The sequence below is a fragment of the Shewanella sp. MF05913 genome, from assembly GCF_059758095.1.
On record NZ_JCAYNT010000008.1, the window covers coordinates 53,840 to 69,440 of the forward strand.

Here is a 15,601-nt window from a genome sequence, read left to right on the forward strand (position 1 = left end):
CTAGAACCTTTAGTCGATTTCGAAGCTGTAATAGATGTCTAACGACTGGCTTAAGGTGCTCGATACACTCTCTAAATACAGCTGCGATAACAAGTAGTAACGCACCGTCATTTCATAACCTGGGTTAAAGACGCCCACACCGTATTTGATCATGAGATCTTCGCCAATATAACCACTAACAGCCACTTTACCGTCATCGTTAGTATCAAGCTGTACATTAGAAAACCCAAACTTTTCAATCAACTCTGTCGCAGTGCTGCCTATGCTATTCATGGCGCCACCGTCAAATTGGGCTCCTAAGCTAAGTGCCGCACCCATCATTAGTGAGTTACTTTGCTCGCTTGAGGTAGAGGTGAAACCTTTACCAGTGAGAATGTAAGATAACACCTCGGCCTGTTCTTTGGCGGGATTAGAGAACAGCGTTACGACAGGACGCATTGGGGTACCCGTTACCCTAACACCCGCGGTGATGTCTTCATCTTTAATGTCTCGAGTGGCTTCAATATTAAGATTAGGCACACTTGTTGGGCCAACAAACTGCACTTCACCGGTATCAATGGTGAGAGTTTGCCCCATAAATTTATAGGTCCCTTTAGTCACCTTAATATCACCAAATAACATAGGCGGTTTAAAAGCCTGCTGCTTTAGCGCTAAGTTACCTTGCAGCTTACCCTTTAAGCCCATGCCATCGATAGTGAGGTTTTTACCCACATTAACATTGATGTCTGCGGTAATGGCATAAGGACTGGTTTTAACGATTTGTTCAGAAATCGAATCATTAAAGACCACATCGTTTGACACCGCGACGCCACCTTCTGCGAGTGGCACAATCTTAATTTGCCCAGAAGGCACATTGACTTGACCTTTAACGGCAAACAATTGTTGATCAAATGTCATATTAATGTCCGGGGAGACATTTAAAATGGCCATCGGTGGCTGAATAACCGCTAAATTACTGCCTTTAATGTTGATGTCGCCGCTAAAGTTGCCTTGCGGCCAGGCGAGGGTCCCTTGTGTTGCCACTTCGCCATCGCCCATATGCCATTGGCCGTTTAGTTGGCCTTGCTGGCCCTCAAGTGCTAAAGATAAGTACAACTTATCGATGAGTGTGGGATTGCTCGACAATGCAAAAGCACCGTCACTTAATTTAATATTACCCGAAACACTTGGGTCCATTAACGAACCGGCAAGTGTTAGTCGGCTCGATAATAACCCCTCTAACGTAGCAAGCCGCGGGAAAAACTCACCAAAGGGGGCAAGATTTAACTCATTAATATTAATATCCCCTTGCAAGGTTCTGTCTGGTGTAATGTTCACACTCAGCTGGCTTTGCCAGTTTGCAATACCAGAGGAATCAAAGCTCAACGTGCTCGTGACCTGTTTTTCATCCAGTGTGGCTCGCAGTAATAGTTGTTGATAATCGATACTCACGGGCTTGGTCTTTGCTCGAGTTAAGGTAATGTTGCCAGGCATTAAAGTAAATTGTAAATCGGCAGTTGGTTTTTTACCCTTAGCCCAATTGATTTGACTGGTTAACGCTGCTTGCCCATCCCAGGTGATTTTTTTAGACAGAACAGGTGCCACTAATTGCCCAGGATTGCCACTGAAGTTAATGTTGGCTTGGCCTGTGCTGCCTAAGCTAATGTCGTTTACCAGACAGAGTTTATTGTGTGGGTGCACTAAACAAAAACGGCTAATATTACCGCGTTGTTTTACTTGGTCCCAATCAAAGGTAATCGGGGTGTCTTGTTGCCATGCTCCGAGCACATTTGACAGGTTGAGTTGGGTAAACTTACCATTAAATTGTTGCTTGTCGAGATTGCTGTTAGTCGCTAATTGCGTGTTGATTACCACGTCACCTTGGGTGGTTAAGGTGGTTTGTTGTTGCTGTTGGTCACCTTCGCTCACGAGGGTTAATTGACTCAACTTATTATTGTTCCAAAATAATAAGCTGTTTTTGAGTGCTACTCGATAGCGGTGCTGCTCAAATGGACGGTAGTTTGCTACTAGCGTGGTATTGTCTATTTTACTGCCGTTATAGCTGAATTTATTAACTTGAGCATCAACATCGACAATCGGATTGGCGCTATTGCCACTGACATCAACCTTAGCAAAAATATTACCTCGACCGCCCGGCAGCCATTGGCTTAAATCAGGCACACTCAGTTCAGCGTCAATATCCCAAAGGGTATCGGCAGTACCGTTAATCAGTAAGTTAGCACCAAGTGCGTTGGCTTGAAGATTGTCTGCATTAATGGCAAATGCCTGATTAATGGCAATATTACCTTGTAAATTTAACGGGTAGCCATTGAGCCTGCCGGTTAAGTTTGCCTGTTCAATGGCGACTTTCCAGTCTTTAGCGCCAATATTGCCCTGGCTGGAAAAGGTACCACTGAATTGACTTTTGAGCGGGTTAAATTGAGTCAGATAGTCAATATGCTGCAATTGAATATTATCGGTGCGCACATTGGCTTGCCACACAACATTATCTTTATAAGAAAGTTGTCCATCTAAGTCGATATTGCCCGCAATAGATTGAATATTAAGCGTCTTAATGGTTAATTGTTGTTGGCGGTTATCAATGTCGGCACGAACAATAAGGTTAGGGTTAAAAGGTGTTGTCAGTTGGCCCTCAAGTTTAGCCACTTGATCGCTTAGGTTGCCATTACTGGTAAATTGCTTGATTTGCGCAATGTATTCAGGTTTTTGTAATGGCCATTGCAAATAAGCATCATTTAAGCTGACTTGATAAGCGAGTTGCTTAGACGTTAAGTCGATGGTTGACGCTAATGTAAAAGCGTTGCTGCCTTTTGCTATTGCATTGATATTGAGTTGGCTTAAGTCTTGAGTTAAATCGAGTCTTAATGTTTGCTTGGCAAGCCCTGGGACCTCTGTCACATGGTCAATATTTGCTTGCAGCTTTAACGTCAGCGGGTAATGGTCTAAAAAGGCAATATCGCCAATCACATTCACATCACCATAGTCATGTTGAATATCAAGTTGGGTGATACCTAATTGATATTGACGAAAACTTGCCGCTAACACGATATGGCTAAAATTATCTTGGCGCTCAGCGATATTCAGTTGCGTGTCAACGGCTTCAAATTGTTTCACTTTTATCGGAAAAGGCATAAAGATGGCCGGTAACTTTGCTAAAGGCCAATCATTATTTGTTTCAGCTGTCTGTGTATCGGGACTGTCGTTCTTTGTGGTGGGAATGTTAACCACCAACCCCTGGCTGGTTAAGGTTTCTATTTGCAGGCCACTGTCATTCCAAATGGCTTCTGTGGCAAGTTGGTCTGCGTGATAACTCATGTGGTTAACGGTGACGTCAACTCGGCTAAACTGGGCTTTATTAAGGCTAATACTTATCGGCAGCGTCAGTTCTTGCGGGGTCTCATCCGCGATTTCTGGTGCGCTTGGCTCACTGGCTGGAATGTTGTCCGTGACAATATCTACTTTGAGTTTGCTTGCCGATAGATTCGTGACACAAATTTGCTGGTTGATAAGGCAGGTGGGTACCCAATCAAGCTCAACACCCTTAGCTTCGACTTGAATGCCTTTCATTGCCCATGATAGGCGATGTAATTTGAGGTCATTGTTAAGGGTACCAGATTGATATTCTAAGCCGATATCGCTGACTAATTTATCAACCAACATCACCGTGATTTTACTGCCAAACGGTGTGCCTATCGACACCGCTACGAGCATTAAGATGATTAAAGGCACATAGATTAAAATACGGGTATAGAGCTTAAAATTGCGCCACAGTTTAGCTTGAATACTCAAGGGGGCAGGTGGTATTTTGGCCGAATTAGCTTGTGCTTTAGGCGTTTCGTCTGGGTTTTGTGCGTTTGGTGTATTGTTGTCTATCATAACTCTGTCCCCATGGTGAGATGGAAACGGAATGAGCGCGCTACGGTTTCGGTTTCTTTTAAACCAAAACCTAAATCAAGTTTAATCGGCCCGATTGGCGATATCCAATGGACACCACCGCCCACCGCAACCACTGGCTCGAGTTGTCCGGTGTCAAAGGCATTACCTGCATCGACAAAGCTGGCGACGCGCCACGTTGGGGTTAAGTAATACTGATATTCTAGGCTGCCAATAGCTAAATATCGTCCACCAACAACTTGGCGCGATATGCCACCATCGCTGTTTGTGTAGTCAATATAGGGGCCAAGTTCTTGGTAGCTGTAACCGCGAATACTTTGATCTCCACCGGCAAAGTAGCGCAGTGACGGCGGAATAAAACTAATGTCATCTCTACTGGCAATGTTTGCGCCTAAATCGAGGCGTGCGACAAAACGGTGTTTATCAAAAAAGGTTTCAATCCATTTAAACCGTGCTTGAAAACGTGCTAAGCGAATGGTTGAACCCAGTGATGGGTCTGCATATTCCATGCTGTATGTTTGTCGAAAACCCGATTTAGGATCCAAGGTGTTGTCACCGCGAACCGTTTTAGTGAGGTTATAGCCCATTAATAAAAATCGTGGATCGTACTCGGTATCAAGTTGTTCATAAAACTCCCGAATCGACTCAATTGAGTAACCGTATAACCAATTACTTTCAGAGCGTTGTTGACGAGAAAGCCCAATTAAATATTTTTTAGACTCTAATTCGCCCGTATTGTCGAACGAGCGGCTTTCTTCATCATAGTCTTGAGTCACGCCGTAAGTGTCACGTAATATGCCCAATTTAATTTTCAATTGGTCATCTAATGGGTGGCTCAGTGGAATGGTATAGGTTGTTAATATTTTAGGCCTATCTGGTGACCACTCAGCGCTGGTTTCTTGATAATGGCCATAACGGTTAATTTGTGGCGTACGCCACGTGACTCGCACTCGAGGCTCAAAGGTGTCTTCAGTGCTATTGCCAATATCAGCACCTAAGCCGACCTCAATTAAGTGGCTTGGCCTTGGGCTTAACTCCACTTTTATCGGCACCACGCCATCGCTGATTTTATCTATTTGAGGCAATACTTTTATGTTACTAAAGTAGCCTGTATCGAGCAGGTTACGGTTAAATTCAGTAAGTTGTTGTGTGGCATAAGGCGCGTCAGCATCAAACGGGATTAACGCTTCAATAACATCATCATTCAACGTGCTGCCTGCAAAATCAACGTCACCAAATAAGTAACGCTTGCCTGAGTCAAATTGGATATTGATTTGCGCGGTATTAAAGTCGCGGTTAATGCTAATTTCAGATTTAGTGTAGCGACCATCAAAATAACCACGCGCTAACGCTAACGTGACTAATTGAGATTTTAAAGCATCGTAAACACCGTGATTTAGGATATCGCCGGGTTTAATTTTGAGACTGTTTAACCACAATGCAAACCTGTCATCTTGCAGCATATCGCCGCTAAAATTGATGTCGACCCACTGAATGATAACGGGATCCCCTGTGGTGATATTGAGGTTAAGTTTCCAAGGGCCTGATTCGGTTTCTTGTACGTCAATATCAATAATGCCATGGTAATAACCCATGGATTCTAAAGCGTCTTGAGTATTGTCATCAACGGTAAACAAAAAGGCTCTGCGCTGCACGCCAGATTCAGGCAGGGTACCTAAATGGGCGGTAATATTTTTTTCAAGCTTTTTACTGACACCATCAATACGAACGTTAAGCCAACTATTCTCGGCAAGCACAAAGCCTGACATCAATAGGGTCAACGAGAATAACAATAACTGGCTAAATTTAAGTCGTTTAGAGGACAAATTGGGCAAATTTTCCAAAAATAAGGCTAATGATGCTTGTCACCATATCAATATGACTATTGTCGCTATAAAGATGAAAAGTCGCAACAATATGATTGTAATAACATGGATAAATGGTTACAAAGATATACGCCTTTCAAGGACTTGCCGATCATGAATAAATTATATTTAACAATAGCGCTGTGTTTAGGGATGACTTCAGCACAGGTCATAGCACAAGACAACAGCCCTTTTTCGATTGCGATACACGGTGGTGCGGGCACCATTAATGCTGCTGATTTAACGGCTGAACAAGAAAAAGCCATTAGAGATAAGTTAACTCAAGCCATTGATAGTGGCTATGATGTGCTGCAAAACGGTGGCGACAGTATCGAGGCCGTTAAAGCGGCGATTAACATTTTAGAAAACAGCCCATTATTTAATGCCGGTGTTGGTGCGGTATATACCTTTGATGGCGGCCATGAACTTGATGCTTCCATCATGGATGGTAAAACATTAAATGCAGGCGCCGTTGCAGGGGTAAAACACATTAAAAACCCGATTGATTTGGCCATTACCGTCATGCAAAAGTCACCTCATGTCATGCTATACGGTGAGGGCGCGGAAGAGTTCGCCCTGACTCAGCAGTTCAATTTAGTGGCAAACAGTCATTTTGATACACCTCATCGTTATGCCCAACTACTTGATGCTAAAGCCAGTATTATTAAGGCCGAGCAAACTAATGGCGGCGATTATCAAGCGTCAGTAAACCAATTACGCGACAATTATAAATACGGAACTGTAGGTGCTGTTGCTCTGGATAAACAAGGCAATTTAGCCGCAGGCACTTCAACCGGCGGCATGACCGCGAAGCGTTTTGGCCGTATTGGTGATTCACCGGTTATCGGCGCAGGAACCTATGCTGAAAATGGTGTTTGTGCAGTATCGGCGACAGGTCATGGTGAATATTTTATTCGTTACCATGTTGCCGGTGATATCTGTGCCAAAGTGAAATACCAACAACAAGGGATTATTCAAGCTGCAGACGAGGTGATTAATCAAACGTTGGTGAATGCTGGTGGCACCGGTGGTGTGATTGCTATCGACAAGCAAGGTAATATTGCTACGCCATTTAACACCAGTGGTATGTATCGAGCTAGTCGAGTGCATGGCCAAGCCGCAAACGTGATGATTTGGCGAGATAAATAATAGTCAGCAATAACATGACAAATGTGAGTAACATAGCCGACTAACATAATCGTTTAATTTTACTGTCCAGTTAACCAATCTTGACTAAACTTAATGGGTATTGATAACAATCGTACAAATTAAGTTTATTTCGCACGAGAGTCATTTGTGCACTTGGGGGTAATATGGATTCGATAAAAATTAAAGACCACATGGATAGACGTCCAGTTTTATTAACCGCAAATATGTCATTAGCCATTGCTGTAGAGCAGTTACTGGCGAGCAATAAAAGTGGTGCTCCTGTTGTGGATGCAAAAGGGGAGTTAATGGGTTTTCTATCACAGCAAGATTGTTTAGCTGTGATGCTTAAAAGCAGTTACCACTGTGATATGACCAGTACCGTGGCCGATTGCATGAAAAGCCCTGCATTGACGGTTGCACCAGATGACAGCATTTTAGCGTTAGCTGAACAAATGCTTGGTGCTAAACCTAAAATTTATCCTGTAGTGAGCAGTGGTAAAGTGATTGGCACCATTAACCGTACCAATGTACTGAACGCAATGAATACCTATATGCAGCAATGCTACTTATCTCCGGCATAACAATCGTCAAAATCATTATCATTATGCTGTTTTCCTTGCTAGGATCGCTTTTTTTCGATGTAAGCAAGGGAATCAGATTTGAATTCGGACCTTCACCCGCTCTCTAAGGCGTATCTCAATCTTTGTTATCAAACCGATGCGGCTAAAATCCGTCGTCGCTTATTTCGTATTAATAAAGAGGCTGAGTCTGAAAAAAAATCTCAAACCTTAGCCCAGCTTACAGAGGCTGCAAAACAAGCTTACGCTAAAGCGCAGCAACGTTTGCAATCAAGACCTGTCATTAATTACCCAGACGAGCTGCCTGTTTCGCAAAAGCGAGAAGACATTGCCTCTGCTATTGCCAATAACCAGGTGGTGATTGTTGCCGGTGAAACAGGCTCGGGTAAAACCACTCAGTTACCTAAAATTTGCTTAGAATTAGGCTTAGGCACTCGCGGGCTCATTGGTCACACTCAACCGCGCCGTTTAGCTGCCCGAAGTGTTGCAAATCGCGTTGCTGATGAGCTCAACAGCCCACTTGGGGAGGTCGTTGGTTTTAAAGTGCGCTTTGCCGATGCCATTAGTGATAACACTTATATCAAGTTAATGACTGATGGTATTTTATTAGCAGAACTCACCTCAGATCGATTTTTAAATCAGTACGATGCCATCATTATCGATGAAGCCCATGAGCGCAGTCTTAACATTGACTTTATCTTAGGCTACTTAAAACAAGTCCTCAAAAAACGCCCTGATTTAAAAGTCATTATCACCTCGGCGACCATCGATGTAGACCGTTTCTCAAAGCATTTTGATAATGCTCCCGTGATTGAAGTGTCAGGGCGTACCTATGAGGTTGAAACTCGATTCCGACCGCTGGTGCGTGATAATGATGCCGACTTAGATATCAGTGACGGTATATTTTCCGCGGTTGATGAGCTGATTGCTGAAGGCCCCGGCGATATTTTGATTTTCATGAACGGTGAGCGCGAAATTCGTGACACTGCCGATTTACTGCGTAAACAACAATACCGCGACACAGAGATTTTACCGTTATATGCGCGTTTGTCTTACGGCGAGCAGTCAAAAGTGTTTAAAAGCCATATTGGCAGGCGGATTGTGTTAGCCACCAACGTGGCTGAAACGTCATTAACGGTACCCGGTATTCGCTATGTGATTGATCCTGGTACTGCACGAATTAGTCGTTATAGTTACCGCACTAAAGTGCAGCGTTTGCCGATTGAGCCGATTTCTCAAGCCAGTGCTAATCAGCGCCAAGGCCGTTGTGGCCGTGTCGGGCCTGGTATTTGTATTCGTCTTTATGATGAAATGGACTTTATTCAACGTCCTGAGTTTACCGATCCTGAAATTTTGCGCACCAATCTTGCCTCGGTTATTTTACAAATGCTGGCGATTGGATTGGGTGATATTGCCGGTTTTCCGTTTATTCAGCCGCCAGATCAAAAACACATTCGCGATGGTTTTTTACTGCTCGAAGAATTACAAGCCGTTACAAAGCAGCGCAACGATTTAGTGCTTACCCCATTGGGTAAAGATTTAGCCAAAATTCCGCTTGATCCACGCTTAGCCAGAATGGTCATCGAAGCCAATAAATTAGGCTGTTTACATGAGGCGTTAGTGATTACCTCGGGCTTATCCATTCAAGATCCGCGCGAGCGACCCATCGATAAAAAGCAAGCTGCTGATGAGTGTCATCGCCGCTATGCCGATAAAGATTCAGACTTTGTCAGTTGGGTTAAGCTGTGGGATCATGTTAAAGATCAAAAGCATGAGTTGTCGGCCAGTCAGTTTAGAAAACAATGTCGAGATGAATACTTAGCGTATTTACGCGTACGTGAATGGCAAGACTTATACACACAAGTGAAACAAGCTGTCCACGAACTTAAATGGCGTGTGAGTGACAATGTCGCCAGTTATGAGCAATTACATAAAGCCATATTGTCTGGCTTATTAAGCCAGATTGGCTTTAAAGGCGAAAACAACGAGTATTTAGGTGCCCGTAACCGTAAGTTCTTTGTGTTCCCTGGCTCACCTTTAGCTAAAAAGGGCCCTAAATGGATAATGGCAGCCGAGCTCACAGAAACATCACGTTTATTTGCCCGTTGCTGCGCTAAAATAGAACCTGAATGGGCAGAGTCTCTCGCCGCGCATTTAGTGAAGAAGAACTACCTCGAACCGCATTTTGAAGCCAAAGCAGGCAGCGTTGTCGCACTTGAAAATCAAGTGCTATACGGCTTAATTATTGTGAATCGCCGCCGGGTGCAATATGGCCCAATTGATGGCGTTGAAGCTCGCGAGATTTTTGTGCGCAGCGCTTTAGCAGAAGGACAGTTGCAAACCAAAGAAGCGTTTTTTGTTAATAACCAAAAACTGCTTAACGACATCGAATCACTGGAGCATAAATCGCGCCGCCGCGATATTTTGGTCGACGAGCAAGTGCTGGTGGATTTTTATGAACCCCTTATTCCTGCAGGCATTTATAACGCGCCGTTGTTTTTTGCTTGGTGGAAAAAAGCCCGTCAATATACCCCAGATTTATTAGATTACAGCAAAGCGTTATTAATGCAGCGCAACGCCGATCATATTTCAGCGTTGGACTTTCCAGAAGTATGGCATAAAGCCAATTTAGCCTTAACAGTGAGTTATCACTTTGAACCTGGCAATGTCGACGACGGGGTGTCGGTGCATATTCCTGTTGCGTTGATCAATCAAATCGACGACAGCGATTTTGATTGGCTCGTCCCAGGGCTGCGTGAAGAAAAGCTGGTGGCATTGATTAAGTCTTTACCCAAAAACTTACGCCGTAATTTTGTGCCAGCGCCTGATTATGCTCGTGCCTGTTATCAAGCAATGAAACCGTTTGAATTATCAATGCTCGACTCGATGTGCAAACAATTATTGCGTATGAGTGGTGTGCGGATTTCAGCTGACGATTTTGATTTAACCCAAATTACTGAACATCTTAAAATGAATTTTAAGATTGAAGATGATCAAGGTCGCTTAGTGGCTCAAGGGCGAGATTTAGAAACGTTGAAAGGGCAGTTGCAAGGCGTGGTTGCCAAAGCGATACGTAAAGTGGCTGATAAAGGCATTGAGCAGCAAGCTATTACCAGTTGGACATTTGGTGACTTGCCAGTGCAATACCAGCAACGTAAAGGCAACTACGAGGTTAAAGCATATCCGGCCCTTATCGATAACAAAACCGATGTGTCAATTAAGCTATTTGATGATGAGCATGAAGCGAAACGTCATCATCGAGTCGGATTACGTCGGTTATTGCTAATCAATATACCGTCACCCGTTAAACACTTGCAGCAAGCGTTACCCAATAAAGCTAAACTCGCAATGTACTTTAATCCGTTTGGCCAAGTGCAAATATTGATTGAAGATATCATTAATGCGGCTGTGCAACAGTTACTCGATCAAAAGCAGTTAGATATTCGTAATGAGGCGCAATTTGAACAAGCCAAAGATTGGGTGCGCCAAGAACTTAATCCAACGGCTGAGCAAATAGCCTTAAACGTTGAACAGGTGTTAACCATTTACCAGCGGATTAAAAAACGCTTAAAGGGCAAAATTAGTTTAGATATTGCCTTTGCAATGAGTGACATTCAAACGCAACTAGACAGCTTAGTGTATAAAGGATTTGTCGAAGATTGTGGTTGGCAACGCCTAGCTGATGTAGCCAGATACCTCAAAGCGATTGAAAACCGGCTTGAAAAGTTACCCGTAGATCCTACGCGAGACCGTTTGCATATGCACAGTATCAGTAAGGTACAAGAGACACTGACGGCACAACTCGCCAAAGTGCCACGCTCGCAACCAGTGCCTGAGTTGTTAATTGAAGCAAGGTGGATGATAGAAGAGTATCGAGTATCATGTTTTGCTCAAGTATTGGGTACAGCATATCCTATTTCAGAAAAACGTATTCTTAATCATATCAGTCAAGTTTAAGTCGTTATTATGCTCAAAAAAAGCCGATGCACTGCATCGGTTTTTTTGTTTCTCGATGAAAGACTTTCAGTTTTTTCTCTATAAAACACTGTTTTCTGTGTTTTTAAGCCGTTTTTTCATTCAGAACTGAAAGTTTTTCGTAATTTATCGGTGGTTAAGGTTTGAAAGTCGCATGAGTATTGATATACTCTCCGGCAAGAAGAAAGTGATTGTGCTTTTCTCTCTGTTAGGTAAATGTCACCCCCCAGAGACAAAGTAATGTTATCGACACTATGCTACCAGCACGATGTCATTAAGATTAAGTTGTTGAAAAATAAGACAGGCCTTCCCCCTACAAAACGACCTAAAGAAGATTGGAGTTATTATGGAAGTTCATGAATACGAAAATGCTTACTATCAAGTAAAAGATGACGTGTTAGAGTCTTTACCTTCTGACGAAGAATAAGACATTTGAACGAGCATATTAATGCACTGACCTGTGCGTCACCGCATTAAATACTCCGACACCGAATATAAAAATAGCAGCTTAGGCTGCTATTTTTTTGGCTTTTGGCTTTTGGCTATTGGCTATTGGCTATTAGCTATTAGCTATTAGCTATTAGCTATTAGCTATTAGCATAGCGATAAAGTTTAAGCTGGACTTAGTCGTAAAAGACGACTCCACCAAGACCGAGTTAATTTGACTTTCGATGACAATGTCGATTGCAACATCAATTATAGTGTTGATTGTAAAGGGACTATCCAGCTCTGTATTAACGTTCGATTCTGCCTTTTTCCGGTAGAATTTCGACAATTACCCAAGTGCTGCCTTTTTTGTGTAAACGTATTGTGCGGTCATCTACCCATTGTCTACCGCCTTTTAATCCTTCCATCTTAACGACAACGGTAACGTCGTCAGTAAATTTTCGGAAAAAGTCGATATCAATTTCATCGATCGACATAGTGACATCTTTCATTGATAAACCCAGTACATGACGTTGCACTGCTGAAGCAATATGGTAATGTTCCATCACTTCTTTTATGTCGGGTGCGACAAACTGTTTGGCGCTTTCTACATCGTTATCAATATAAATCGCTTGAAAAAAGCCGAGTGACACTTGCTCTGGACTCATTTTGAGTTGCGGCGCATCCTCTGGTGATTGTTCACATGCACTGAGAAAGAAGAGTAATAGTAGGGTAAGGAAAGAAATCGGTTTTATATTTAACATCGGCGAATGACTACTCAATATTTAGATTTATTATATTAACTTAGTATCTCGGTTTATGGCTGGAGTGACAAGCTTAGTGGTTATTTAATTGTTTAAGTGTATAAAAGCTAGGCACTGAGACAATGGGTAAGTGCAGCTCATTGTGATATCTCCTCCTTATATAAATGCTGCCAATAGTGAGTGACTGAGCAATCCGAGTTATTCACTTACTACCTCACTCACATACGCATTCATAAGATGATGGTTTTACTCGCTGCACTTTAATCGATTTGCATTTATACCCATCCGCATCAATAGGTGACATGAGGTGAGTTGTGATTTTGGGTGCAAAAAAAATTAGTATCACTTAAATTAAACGCTGGGCAGTTATATTTTGCGCAGTTAGTCACTATTTCTGTGGCTTAGCGGTACATTTACTTGACGATTCAAACAGCGCGTGTCATATATGAATACATTAGTTAATTAGATCATATTTGATCGCTACGTTAATGCAGTAAACGTGGCCTATTGACCGTGATGCTTGTCGTTGTAGTTTTATAACGAATACAGGCGTCAAAAAAGTTAATGTTATCCACAGAATCTGTGGACAAGTTTGTTGATGACTGTGAGTTGTTATTTTAACTCACTGTAAAATATATTGTTTTTTTTGCGGTTAAAAAGTGCCGCTTCTGTAGTTATGCGTCAATTTCAATCTTAGTTTTAGTTTCCTGTCGCAATGAAAATGACAATAAAAAATTGTAATAAAAAAGCACTGATAATGATCAGTGCTTTTTTTTGCTACATTTTCAGTTACCGCTACTTTTTGCTGTTTTGCGCAGCTTGAATAGCCGTTAATGCGATGGTGTAAACGATATCGTCAACTAATGCGCCACGAGACAAGTCATTTACAGGCTTGGCCATGCCTTGTAGCATTGGGCCAATACTGATCAAGTCTGCACTTCGCTGTACCGCTTTATACGTTGTATTACCGGTATTTAAGTCTGGGAATACAAACACGGTTGCTTTACCCGCCACAGGGCTGTTTGGCGCTTTAGACATTGCCACATTTGGCATTACCGCTGCGTCATACTGTAATGGACCGTCGATGATCAAATCAGGGCGCTTTTCTTTCGCGATTCGAGTCGCTTCACGCACTTTATCCACATCTGAGCCAGTTCCTGAGGTACCTGTAGAGTAGCTAATCATCGCTACACGAGGTTCAATCCCAAATGCTTTTGCTGATTCAGCAGATTGAATAGCGATATCAGCAAGTTGTTCAGCATCTGGATCAGGGTTAATCGCACAGTCACCATAAACCAACACTTGATCTGGCATCAACATGAAGAAAATTGATGACACTAAGCTTGAGCCTGGAGCGGTTTTAATTAACTGCAATGGTGGGCGGATCGTGTGAGCCGTTGTATGTATAGCCCCAGACACAATACCGTCTACTTCATTTTCAGCTAACATCATGGTACCCAGTACCATGTTGTCTTCTAGTTGCTCACGGGCAACCACTTCAGTTAACCCTTTGCTGCGACGCAACTCAAGCATCGGTGCTACGTATTTTTCACGAACGCTTTCTGGTTCTATAATCTCAATGCCGTCACCTAAAACAACATCTTGTTGTGACGCTACACGTAAAATTTCTTCACGGTTACCGATTAATACACAACGAGCAATACCGCGCTCTGCACAAATAGAGGCTGCTTTAATGGTTCTCGGCTCTTCACCTTCAGGTAGCACAATGGTTTTACGTGCTGCACGCGCAAGCTCAGTGAGCTTGTAACGGAAGGCGGGAGGCGACAAACGATGCTCACGTGGAGAGTCTTGAGTCACACTCTCAATCCAGGTTTGATCAATATGGCTAGCCACGTATTCTTGCACACGCTCAATACGCACAGCATCATCAACAGGCACTTCATGATCAAAGCGTTGAATATTAAGCGATGTTTGCCAGGTGTTAGACTCAATTAAAAATACAGGCAAGCCGGTTTCAAAGGCTTGCTCACAGAGCTTCATCACTTCTGGCTCTGGCTGATATCCTCCGGTAAGCAAAAGGGCACCAATTTTTACGCCATTCATTGCGGCAAGACAGGCCGATACGATGACATCTGAACGGTCGCCAGAAGTCACCAGTAACGAGTTGGCTTTAAAGTGCATCAACATGTTTGGAATGCTGCGGGCACAAAATGTCACGCGGCGCATACGGCGAGTGTGCATTTCACCTGCATTAATGATTTTAGCATTTAAGTGTTTAGCTAAATCAGAAGCGCGAGGCGCAATCAGTTCTAAATTGTATGGCACACTGCCTAAAATACGCAGCGGACTTTTACCCGGCAATTGGAACATGCCTGAGCTGTCAGTCGCATGAATTTGTTTATCATCAAATACTTCAGATAAATCTGGGCGTGTACGACCTTCATCATCTACTGGCGCACCAATTTTATTGATGACGGCACCGATAAGACGTTTATTTTTTTGCCCACCCCAAGAGTTGTAAGCAATTTCTAGACGGTTCATTAAACCATTTGGGGTGTCAACACCTGGCGTGGCGATAAAAATCACGTCGGCATCAAGTGCTTTAGCGATTTCATAATTGATGTCGTCAGCAAAAGGGTGGCTACGTGTTGGCACTAAACCTTCAATGATGAGGGTTTCAGTATTGCTTGCACATTCCGCCGCGCGAGCAATAATTTGCTCCATTAATACATCTTGCTGCTCAGAGCGGATTAACGCTTCAGCATGTTCCATGCTGTACGGCTCTAAAGGATTTACTGAAGGCGATGTACTTAAAATAGTGGTTGAACGTTCAGGCCCTTTGTCACCAGAGCGAATTTGTGCAATAGGTTTAAAGAACTGCACTTTAACGCCTTTACGTTCTAAGGCGCGAACCATCCCTAAGCTTAGCGAGGTTAAACCAACGCCAACACCAATGGGAATAAGCATAATATTACGAGACATGAAGACC

The 15,601-nt window shown here is 43.1% G+C and carries 7 protein-coding genes; 3 read left to right on the top strand and 4 right to left on the bottom strand.

Annotation, left to right across the window (positions count from 1 at the left end; genetic code table 11):
* Positions 1-9 precede the first annotated feature (9 nt).
* Both tamB and AC19MV_RS11500 read right to left on the bottom strand, forming a co-directional pair.
* The gene (tamB, locus tag AC19MV_RS11495) at positions 10-3,876 is read right to left on the bottom strand and encodes an autotransporter assembly complex protein TamB (protein ID WP_498307676.1); all 3,867 of its coding nucleotides are present in this window, start codon (positions 3,874-3,876) and stop codon (positions 10-12) included.
* Complete coding sequence (locus AC19MV_RS11500) at positions 3,873-5,663, bottom strand: autotransporter assembly complex protein TamA (protein ID WP_432402831.1); 1,791 nt, start codon at positions 5,661-5,663, stop codon at positions 3,873-3,875. Before AC19MV_RS11500 ends, tamB begins: the two co-directional genes overlap by 4 nt.
* A 249-nt stretch (positions 5,664-5,912) precedes the next feature.
* Between AC19MV_RS11500 and AC19MV_RS11505 the strand changes: the two genes are divergently transcribed.
* The 3 genes from AC19MV_RS11505 (at position 5,913) to hrpA (ending at position 11,443) form a co-directional block, all read left to right on the top strand.
* Positions 5,913-6,908, top strand: a complete 996-nt coding sequence (locus tag AC19MV_RS11505; RefSeq protein WP_498307788.1) for an isoaspartyl peptidase/L-asparaginase family protein — start codon at positions 5,913-5,915, stop codon at positions 6,906-6,908.
* A gap of 164 nt (positions 6,909-7,072) precedes the next feature.
* Complete coding sequence (locus AC19MV_RS11510; RefSeq protein ID WP_432402649.1) at positions 7,073-7,489, top strand: CBS domain-containing protein; 417 nt, start codon at positions 7,073-7,075, stop codon at positions 7,487-7,489.
* Positions 7,490-7,567: 78 nt separating this feature from the next.
* The gene (gene hrpA / locus AC19MV_RS11515) at positions 7,568-11,443 is read left to right on the top strand and encodes an ATP-dependent RNA helicase HrpA (RefSeq protein ID WP_498307678.1); all 3,876 of its coding nucleotides are present in this window, start codon (positions 7,568-7,570) and stop codon (positions 11,441-11,443) included.
* A 752-nt stretch (positions 11,444-12,195) separates the two neighbouring features.
* On the opposite strand, the gene AC19MV_RS11520 is transcribed toward hrpA, so the two are convergent.
* Positions 12,196-12,642, bottom strand: coding sequence for a hypothetical protein (locus tag AC19MV_RS11520; RefSeq protein ID WP_498307790.1), 447 nt, complete (start codon positions 12,640-12,642; stop codon positions 12,196-12,198).
* Between the two features lie 804 nt (positions 12,643-13,446).
* Complete coding sequence (gene pta, locus AC19MV_RS11525; protein ID WP_498307680.1) at positions 13,447-15,594, bottom strand: phosphate acetyltransferase; 2,148 nt, start codon at positions 15,592-15,594, stop codon at positions 13,447-13,449.
* Positions 15,595-15,601: the final 7 nt, after the last annotated feature.